Source organism: Mesorhizobium sp. M1A.F.Ca.IN.022.07.1.1 (assembly GCF_003997575.1).
In the GTDB taxonomy this organism is placed as follows: Bacteria; Pseudomonadota; Alphaproteobacteria; order Rhizobiales; family Rhizobiaceae; genus Mesorhizobium.
Genome location: NZ_RZST01000394.1, coordinates 1 through 4,866, shown reverse-complemented (window position 1 = coordinate 4,866; position 4,866 = coordinate 1). Strand labels below are relative to the sequence as shown.

The 4,866-nt window shown below is 62.7% G+C and carries 6 protein-coding genes; 3 read left to right on the top strand and 3 right to left on the bottom strand.

Annotated features, from left to right (window positions below):
* A partial coding sequence (locus EOA75_RS28740; RefSeq protein WP_245466767.1) for a thiamine pyrophosphate-dependent enzyme occupies positions 1-909 on the bottom strand: 909 nt, incomplete at its 3' end.
* Between the two features lie 260 nt (positions 910-1,169).
* On the opposite strand from EOA75_RS28740, the gene EOA75_RS28735 reads away from it, so the two are divergent.
* The 3 genes from EOA75_RS28735 (at position 1,170) to EOA75_RS28725 (ending at position 2,662) form a co-directional block, all read left to right on the top strand.
* Entirely contained in the window at positions 1,170-1,442 is a 273-nt protein-coding gene (locus EOA75_RS28735; RefSeq protein ID WP_040973690.1) for a DUF4164 domain-containing protein, read from the top strand.
* A gap of 4 nt (positions 1,443-1,446) precedes the next feature.
* Positions 1,447-1,812, top strand: a complete 366-nt coding sequence (locus EOA75_RS28730; RefSeq protein WP_067002048.1) for a cell division protein ZapA — start codon at positions 1,447-1,449, stop codon at positions 1,810-1,812.
* Between the two features lie 190 nt (positions 1,813-2,002).
* Positions 2,003-2,662 carry a peroxiredoxin gene (locus EOA75_RS28725; RefSeq protein ID WP_095778154.1) on the top strand — a complete coding sequence of 220 codons (660 nt, stop codon included), beginning with the start codon at positions 2,003-2,005 and terminating at the stop codon, positions 2,660-2,662.
* A gap of 284 nt (positions 2,663-2,946) precedes the next feature.
* Here the strand turns inward: EOA75_RS28725 and rpoH are convergent, their stop codons facing one another.
* On the bottom strand, positions 2,947-3,858 hold the full coding sequence (gene rpoH, locus EOA75_RS28720) for an RNA polymerase sigma factor RpoH (RefSeq protein WP_067002056.1): 912 nt from the start codon (positions 3,856-3,858) through the stop codon (positions 2,947-2,949).
* Between the two features lie 210 nt (positions 3,859-4,068).
* Positions 4,069-4,866 (bottom strand): RluA family pseudouridine synthase (locus EOA75_RS28715; protein ID WP_164747619.1); only part of this gene is annotated, 798 nt, incomplete at its 5' end.

Sequence of the window (4,866 nt, the reverse complement as noted above, 5' to 3'; positions counted from 1 at the left end):
CGCCTTGGCGCCGGCGGTGCCGACGCCGCGCCAGGCGTCGAGGATGTCGGCCGGAATCTCGAAGGGCGGCGATTCCCAGTTGAAGAATTTGCGGGCGCCGGCGATTTCGTCGGCGCCGAGCGGCGAGCCATGCGCCTTGTTGGTGCCGGCCTTGGTCGGGGCGCCGAAGCCGATGGTCGTCTTGCAGGCGATCATCGTCGGCTTGTCGGAATGGCGGGCGGCTTCGATGGCATAGGCGATGGCTTCCGGATCGGTGCCGTCGATGTGGCTGGCGTTCCAGCCGCTGGCCTGGAAGCGGGCGACCTGGTCGGTGTTGTCGGCGAGCGAGACCGGGCCGTCGATCGAGATGTTGTTGTTGTCCCAGAAGACGATCAGCTTGTTGAGCTTGAGATGGCCCGCGAGCGCGATGGCTTCCTGGGAGACGCCTTCCATCAAGCAGCCGTCACCGGCCAGCACATAGGTGTAGTGGTCGACAAGGTCGTTGCCGAAGGCGGCATTCATGATGCGCTCGCCGAGCGCGAAGCCGACCGAGTTGGCGAGGCCCTGGCCGAGCGGACCGGTGGTGGTCTCGATGCCGGCGGCATGGCCGTATTCGGGATGGCCGGCGGTCCTAGATCCGAGTTGGCGGAAATTCTTGATCTGGTCGATCGTCATGTCCTCGTAGCCGGTGAGGTACAGGAGCGAATAGAGCAGCATCGAGCCGTGGCCGGCCGACAGGATGAAACGGTCGCGGTCTGCCCAGTGCGGGGCCTTGGCGTCGAATTTCAGGAAGCGGGTGAACAGCACCGTAGCGATGTCGGCGCAGCCCATGGGCAGGCCGGGGTGGCCGGAATTGGCCTTCTCGACGGCGTCCATGGAAAGAAAACGGATCGCATTGGCCATCCGATCATGTTGTTCACGCGAGGTCATGCTTCCTCCGGAATAGGGGTTGGAGCCTTGGGAGAGCCCGTGGAAAGGGTGCGCGACACATAGCAGGCGCGGCCTTTGAGTCAACAAATCGGTGCTTTTTTGCCGGCCTTGTGAAGGCGGCGGCGACGCTACATTAGCGTTAGCGGGGGACAGTCGCGAGAGCTTTATTGACGCGCGCTTCACCCGGCGCCTAATCTTTCCGAGATAACGCGTTCTGAACGTGAGCGATTCGGTGACGGGCAGGGCATAGGACGAAGGCCATGACCGGGGAAACGACCCTCAAGGAAGTCATCGCCAGGCTCGGCAAAGCCATGGAGGGACTGGAAAACGCCGTGGCGGCGCGGCTCGAGCATGAGCGCGACTATTCCGAGGCCGAGGCCGAGGTGCAGCGCATGAACGCCGACCGCTCGCGGCTGGCGCAGGAGCTCGACAATTCCGAGGCCCGCGCCGAACGGCTGGAAGATGCCAACAAGGAAGTGTCGCGCCGGCTGGTGACCGCCATGGAAACCATTCGCGCGGTACTGGACAGGTAAGCCAATGGCACAGGTCACCGTTTCCATCGACGGCAAGCAGTACCGGATGGCTTGCGACGAGGGCCAAGAAGAGCATCTGATCGACCTCGCCGAGCGCTTCGACCGGTATGTCATGCATTTGAAGGATTCGTTCGGCGAGATCGGCGACCAGCGGCTGACCGTCATGGCCGGCATCATGGTGATGGATGAGCTTTCGGAGCTCAACAAGCGGGTCAAGGGCATGGAGAGCGAGGTGCTGACGCTGCGCAAGACGCGCGACGAGGCGCTGACCAAGGCCGACAAGAGCGACAGCGTGCTGACGACCGCGCTCGCGGCACTTGCGCAGCGCATGGAAGACCTTGCGACGACGCTGGCGGTGAAGAAGGCTTAAGCCGCCAATCCCCTGCGTCCGCTATGGAAATTCTGGCGTCTTTTCCAGGAAAAGCAGAAATTTTTCCATCGTTCCGATCACGCTTGCAGACACAAGCCTTTTGAACCGTTCCTTCCGGCGGTATAGAAGCTGACACGCGCCGATGGGGTTAGCCCAGGCCGGCGCCATGTCACAGGGTAGGGAGCACGCGATGAGCCTTCGTATCAACGATATCGCGCCGGATTTCACGGCCGAGACTACGCAAGGGACGATCAATTTCCATCAATGGATCGGTGACGGCTGGGCAGTGCTCTTCAGCCATCCGAAGAACTTCACGCCGGTTTGCACGACCGAGCTCGGCACGATGGCCGGGCTCGAGGGCGAATTCAAAAAGCGAAACGTCAAGATCATCGGCATTTCCGTCGATCCGGTGTCGAGCCACGACAAATGGCAGGCCGACATTAAGACAGCTACCGGCCAGACGGTGAACTATCCGCTGATCGGCGACAAGGATCTCGCCGTCGCCAAGCTTTACGAGATGCTGCCGGCGGGCGCCGGCGAGAGCTCTGAAGGGCGCACGCCGGCCGACAACGCCACGGTGCGCTCGGTCTACGTCATCGGCCCGGACAAGAAGATCAAGCTGGTGCTGACCTATCCGATGACCACCGGCCGCAACTTCGATGAGATCCTGCGCGTCATCGATTCCATCCAGCTGACGGCCAAGCACCAGGTGGCGACGCCGGCAAACTGGAAGCAGGGCGAGGACGTGATCATCACCGCCGCCGTCTCCAACGAGGACGCGATCAAGCGCTTCGGCGCCTACGAGACGGTGTTGCCGTATCTGCGCAAGACCAAGCAGCCGACAGCGTGAGCTTTCCTTCTTCCCCGTTCCACGGGGAGAAGGTGCCCGAAAGGCGGATGAGGGGTGGCGCGGCGTTCGGTGATTACCGCGTCAACGGACGTTGTCCTGACGTGATAAGCTCGTAATCTCGGCGCTGCCCCTTATTGTCCTGCCGGACATTTCTCCCCGTATAGTGACGGGGAGAAAGGGGCGAACCACAGCTTTCGCCAATCGCGGGCGTTGTAGGGCCAAATAAAAACGGCGGCGCCAGATCCCGGCGCCGCCGTTTTGTCTTTGCGTAATGCCTCGAGCTTTTACGCCGCCGGCTGCGCTTCGATGGTGCGCAGCGCCTGATTTTGACGCTTGGCCGCGGCCTTGACCGCGTCCTGCACCTTCTCGAAGGCGCGCACCTCGATCTGGCGCACGCGCTCGCGGCTGATGTCGAACTCGGCCGACAGCTCTTCCAGCGTCAGCGGCTCTTCGGCCAGACGACGCGCCTCGAAGATGCGCCGCTCGCGGTCGTTGAGCACCGACAGCGCGCCCGACAGCATCGAGCGCCGGTTTTCCAGCTCGTCCTGCTCGATCAGCATCTCTTCCTGGCTTTCGTGATCGTCGACCAGCCAGTCCTGCCATTCACCGGACTCACCTTCGCTCGCCCTGATCGGGGCGTTGAGCGAAGCGTCGCCCGACAGGCGACGGTTCATCGACACCACTTCGGCCTCGGAAACGTTGAGACGCGTGGCGATCTCGGCAATCTGGTCGGGCTTGAGGTCGCCGTCGTCGAGCGCCTGGATCCGGCCCTTCACCTTGCGCAGGTTGAAGAACAGGCGCTTCTGGTTGGCGGTGGTGCCCATCTTGACCAGGCTCCACGAGCGCAGGATGTATTCCTGGATCGAGGCCTTGATCCACCACATAGCGTAGGTGGCGAGCCGGAAGCCGCGCTCCGGTTCGAATTTCTTGACAGCCTGCATGAGGCCGACATTGCCTTCCGAGATCACCTCGCCGATCGGCAGGCCGTAGCCGCGATAGCCCATGGCGATCTTGGCGACGAGCCGCAAATGGCTGGTGACGAGCTTGTGCGCGGCGGAAGTGTCCTGATGCTCGGCATAACGCTTGGCGAGCATGTACTCTTCCTGGGGCTGAAGCATCGGAAAGCGACGGATTTCTTCCAGGTAGCGGGCGAGACCGCCTTCACCGGAAACGATACTGGGTAGTGACTGGGCCATGATAGCGCCCCCTCTCTATTGGAGTGATGCCCCCGTAACGCGGCGGGCATGTGACGCGAATGCCAATCGGCTCACTCGCGGCAACTGCTGTATATAGGAACAAAACCAGAAAGGACAGGCATTTGTTCAACACGAAACAGTGTGTCACGCTGAAGTGAACAACGCCAGTCAGGTTTTTTGATGGCTGGTTTGAAGCGTCTTGATGGCAGTTCAGAGCATTCGAAAGCCGCCGACAAGTTCCTCCATGTCCCTCGGCATCGGCGCCTCGAACCGCATCGGTAGATGGGAAGTCGGGTGTCGGAATTCAAGGAGCCAGGCATGGAGCGCCTGTCTGGAAAATGCCTTGACCTCGCCTTTCAGCGGTTCCGGCAGCCGGTTGGCCTTCGTGCGGAAGGCCTGGCCGTACTCCGGATCGCCGACCACGGGATGACCGATATGCGCCATATGCACCCTGATCTGGTGCGTCCGGCCGGTCTCGAGGCGGCATTCGATCAGACTTGCGGTGGTGAATTCCTTCTGCCGCCCGCCGAAACGCTCGACGACGGTGAAATGGGTAACGGCATGCCGGGCGTCGTCCCGGTCTTCGGGAACCACCGCGCGCCGTACCCGATCGGCGGCGCGGCCGAGCGCGGCCTCGACGGTGCCGGTCGGCCGCTGCGGAATGCCCCAGACCAGCGCCAGATAGGCGCGTTCGAGGTCGCCCGTCCGGCCATGATCGGCGAAGGCCTCAGACAGTGCCTTGTGGGCGCGGTCGGTCTTGGCCACCACCATGACGCCGCTGGTTTCCTTGTCCAGCCGGTGGACGATGCCCGGTCGCCTGACGCCGCCGATGCCGGAAAGACTGTCGCCGCAATGATGGATCAGCGCGTTGACCAGTGTGCCGGTCCAGTTGCCGGCGCCGGGATGCACAACCAGCCCCGCCGGCTTGTTGACGACGATCAGCTCGTCGTCCTCGTAAAGGATGTCGAGAGGAATGGCCTCGCCTTGCGGCTCGGCAGGCTCCGGCTC